2 protein-coding genes and 1 pseudogene are annotated in these 4,497 nt (G+C 58.4%); all 3 read right to left on the bottom strand.

All coding sequences use genetic code 11. The features are described 5' to 3' along the window. Nucleotides 1-1,045: 1,045 nt before the first annotated feature. Nucleotides 1,046-2,530, bottom strand: a pseudogene (atpD, locus tag H0V34_14485) (F0F1 ATP synthase subunit beta). A 39-nt stretch (nucleotides 2,531-2,569) separates the two neighbouring features. Further along, entirely contained in the window at nucleotides 2,570-3,430 is an 861-nt protein-coding gene (gene atpG, locus H0V34_14490) for a F0F1 ATP synthase subunit gamma (protein ID MBA2492835.1), read from the bottom strand. Nucleotides 3,431-3,494: 64 nt separating this feature from the next. After that, on the bottom strand, nucleotides 3,495-4,497 hold a 1,003-nt coding region (locus H0V34_14495; protein ID MBA2492836.1), incomplete at its 5' end, for a F0F1 ATP synthase subunit alpha.

The raw sequence follows: 4,497 nt of genomic DNA on the forward strand, positions 1-4,497 counted from the left end.
CTCGCTGGCGCGCTTGGCGGTCTCATACGAATCGAACACGGCGATGATGAAATTCGTCGGATAGAAAATGCCGAACCGGGTGTCATGGCCCTTGAAAAGGCTACGCCCGATGAAAGTAGGTTCTTGCCCGTTCATGGTGATGCCTCCGGAAAACTATAGTTGCTCCGTTAATTTAATTTAGTTTGCCTCGGCCTTCCCTGGCTTGTCGCGCGGGTGCGAATCCGTACTTCGCTAATTCTCCGCACGCCCTAAGCGCTAACGATATCAACCCGCATGGTCGCCATCACAATTTATCTCGCTACGCGCGCTACGCGTCCGCCTAAACCAGGCGCTCGATCCCAAATTTCATATAGCGCCACATCTGTTTAGGATTGAGCGGTTACAGCACTCGCAGCACCCTTTGCGCTTCCGGGTCGGTAGGCGTGTAGCCCGCGAGGAATCCGGCGCCCTCTCGCTAGTTTTAGATCCTCCTCCCAGTAGCCCTCCCGGCTCCCGATCGCCCTGGAGAAATTCTGTTTGAAGCGGGCAAGCCAGTTCGCTTCGCTAATACCTTTCTCGATGTCTTCGATGACATATTTTCATGGCACGGCTTCTTCATCGCCATAACCCGCCGTGCGCAGGGTTTGTGCGGCGCGCTGCGCGATTTCATACGAGTCGAACACGGCGATGATATAATTCACGGGATAAAAAATACCGTACGAGACGTCGCTTCCCTTGAAAAAGGCGCGTCACTTGAAGGTGGGCTCCTGTTCGCTCATGGTAAATTCTCCACGTCTCGATGGTTATACGTTAAGCATCATCTGGTTCACGCTTTCTCGCCCTTTTTCGCGTCTTTCCCCTTACTCTCCTTGTCGTCCTTGTCAGACTTTCCCTTGTCTTTTTGCTCAGCTTTTTCCTTGTCGGACTTGTCCTTCTTCTCGCCCTTTTCCTTGTCGCTCTTTTCCTTATTGTCCTCGTCAGATTTCTTGTCTTTATCACTCTTCTCGGACTTCTCACCCTTTTTGTCTTTGTCTTTTTTGCCCGACTTGGACTTTGATTCGCCGCCCATCGACTCCGCTTTTTCGACGGCTTCTTCGATGCCGCCGACCATGTAGAACGCCTGCTCGGGCAGCGAGTCGTGCTCCCCTTCGACGATGGCCTTGAAGCCGGCGATGCTGTCCTTCAGCGACACGTATTTGCCGGGCGAGCCGGTGAAGCCTTCGGCCACGAAAAATGGCTGCGATAGAAAACGCTGAATCTTGCGCGCGCGGGTCACGGCCAGCTTATCCTCTTCGGAAAGTTCGTCCATACCGAGGATCGCGATGATGTCGCGCAGTTCCTTATAGCGCTGCAAGGTGTTCTGCACCCCACGCGCGGTGTCGTAATGCTCCTGCCCGACTACTTGAGGATCGAGTTGGCGGCTGGTGGAATCGAGCGCGTCCACCGCCGGGTAAATACCCAGCTCGGCGATCTGCCGCGACAACACCACGGTCGCGTCCAGATGCGCGAACGTGGTCGCGGGCGATGGATCGGTGAGGTCGTCGGCCGGCACGTAAACCGCCTGCACGGATGTGATCGAGCCCTTTTTCGTCGAGGTGATGCGCTCCTGCAAGAGCCCCATCTCGGAGGCCAGGGTCGGCTGATAACCCACCGCGGAAGGCATGCGGCCGAGCAACGCCGAGACTTCCGTGCCGGCCAGGGTGTAACGATAGATGTTATCGATAAACAACAGCACGTCGCGGCCGTCGTCGCGAAAGTACTCCGCCATCGTGAGACCCGTCAGAGCCACGCGCAGGCGGTTGCCGGGGGGTTCGTTCATCTGGCCGAACACCAGCGCGACCTTGTCGAGGACGTTGGAATCCTTCATTTCATGGTAGAAATCATTGCCCTCGCGCGTGCGCTCGCCGACACCTGCGAACACCGAGTACCCGCTGTGCTCGGCCGCAATGTTGCGGATCAACTCCAGCATGTTGACGGTTTTGCCCACGCCGGCGCCGCCGAACAGCCCGATTTTGCCGCCCTTGGCGAACGGGCACAGCAGATCGATAACTTTGATGCCGGTCTCCAGCAGCTCCTGGCTGCCAGCCTGTTCCTCGAAGGTCGGCGCGGGACGGTGAATCGGCCATGTTTCCTCGGCGCCGATGTCGCCTCCTTCGTCGATGGGACGGCCCAGCACATCCATGATCCGGCCCAGAGTCTTCTCGCCAACGGGCACCGTGATCGGCTCATTGGTGTCGCTGACCTTCAGGCCGCGCTTCAGACCGTCGGTGCCACCCATCGCGATCGTGCGCACCACGCCGTCGCCCAGTTGTTGCTGCACTTCCAGGGTAAGCCCCGTCTCCTCGACGATCAGTGCGTCGTAGATATTGGGCACCTTGTCGCGCTCGAATTCCACGTCCACCACCGCGCCGATGATCTGGACAATATTGCCGGTGGACTGCTTGGCGGACTTTTTGGATTCGTTGCCCGATTCTTTCTTGGAATCCTGTGCGGGGTCTTTCCTGGATTCCTTATCGGCATCCTTCTTCGAATCCTGCTGGTTGTTAGCCATAATTCTAAACCTCAAAGTTAAGAATGTTTGCTCACCTGTTTATACCGCCGCCGCGCCGGCCACGATTTCCGACAGCTCCCGCGTGATCGCGGCCTGGCGCGCCTTGTTGTAGGCAAGCTGCAAATCGTCGATCAACTCCGCCGCGTTGTCCGAGGCGCTCTTCATCGCCACCATGCGCGCCGCCATCTCGCAGGCGACGTTTTCCACCACGGCCTGGTACACCACCGACTCGATATATCGGGTCAGCATGCCGTCCAGCACCTCTTTCGCGTCGGGTTCGTAAATGTAGTCCCAGTAGTGCTTGAGCTCCTCGTCCTCGGCCGGCTCCAGCGGCACCAGCTGTACGATGCGCGGCTTCTGCGTCATGGTGTTGACGAACTCGTTGCTGATCAGAAATATCCGGTCGAGTTTTTCTTCGTAATAGGCATCCAGCATGACCTTGATGGTGCCGATCAGGTCAGCCAGGCGCGGCCGGTCGCCAAGCCCCTTGGTCGATGCCTCCACGTTTGCGCCCAGACGTTTGAAAAACGCTTCGGCCTTGCCACCGATCAGACACAGATCGATCTCCGCGCCCTTGTCGCGCCAGTCACGCATGGCGGGAATGGTGGCCCGGAACAGATTGACGTTGAGACCGCCGGCCAGACCGCGATCACTGGAGACGATGATGAAGCCAACCCGTTTGGGCTCGCGCTCGACGAAGAACGGGTGCTGATATTCCAGGTGCGCGTTGGCCAGATGCCCGATCACGCTCAGCATCTTGCGCGCATAAGGCCGCGTCGCCTCCATGTGCTGCTGCGCCTTGCGCATCTTGCTGGCGGCGACCATCTCCATGGCCTTGGTGATCTTTTGAGTGTTTTGTACACTCTTGATCTTGGTGCGAATTTCGCGCTCGCCTGACATTAAGCTGACACCTTATTCATCGTTCGGAAACATTGCGTTAGCACGAACCACGGTGACCGTGTGATTACCACGTGTGGTTTTCCTTGAAATCATCCAGCGCCTCGCGCATACCCTTTACGATGTCGTCGCTGTAGTCGCCCGACTCCTCGATCTTGTCCATCAGGTCTTTCTGCTCGGAACCCAGATAGCCGCGCAGTTCCGTTTCGAACGCTACCACCTTGTTGACCGGCACGTCGTCCAGATAACCTTCGTTGCCGGCGAAGAGCGACACGGCCATTTCCGCCACGCTTAGCGGTGCGTACTGCTTCTGCTTCATCAGCTCGGTGATCCGCTTGCCGCGCTCCAGCTGCTTGCGCGTCTGCTCGTCCAGGTCGGATGCGAACTGCGAGTAGGCCGCCAGCTCGCGATACTGCGCCAGCGCCAGACGGATGCCGCCACCGACCTTCTTGATGATCTTGGTCTGCGCGGCTCCGCCCACGCGCGATACGGACAGACCGGCATCGATGGCCGGCCGGATACCGGAGTTGAACAGGTCTGTATCGAGAAAGATCTGGCCGTCGGTGATGGAAATTACGTTGGTCGGCACGAACGCAGACACGTCGCCCGCCTGCGTTTCAATGATCGGCAGCGCAGTCAGCGACCCCGTCTTGTCCTTGACCTCGCCGTCTGTAAAACGCTCGACATACTCCGCGTTGACCCGCGATGCGCGCTCCAGCAGACGCGAGTGCAGATAAAACACGTCGCCAGGATACGCTTCGCGGCCTGGTGGACGGCGCAGCAGCAGGCTCACCTCACGATATGCCCAGGCCTGCTTGGTCAGGTCGTCGTAGACGATCAGCGCGTCGCGCCCGCGATCGCGGAAATATTCGCCCATCGCGCAGCCGGCGTAAGGCGCGATATATTGCATGGCTGCGGAGTCCGACGCGCCGGCGGCGACGATGATGGTGTGCGACATCGCATCGTGTTCTTCCAGCTTGGTCACCACGTTCGCGATGGCGGAAACCTTCTGCCCGATCGCCACGTAAATGCAGATGCAGTCCTTGCCCTTCTGATTGATGATGGTATCG

Source organism: Gammaproteobacteria bacterium, assembly GCA_013696315.1.
In the GTDB taxonomy this organism is placed as follows: domain Bacteria; phylum Pseudomonadota; class Gammaproteobacteria; order JACCYU01; family JACCYU01; genus JACCYU01.

Bases quoted from the DNA above. Each gene is read 5' to 3' on its own strand.
- atpG (MBA2492835.1), bottom strand. From the start codon at position 3,430: ATGTCAGGCGAGCGCGAAATTCGCACCAAGATCAAGAGTGTACAAAAC.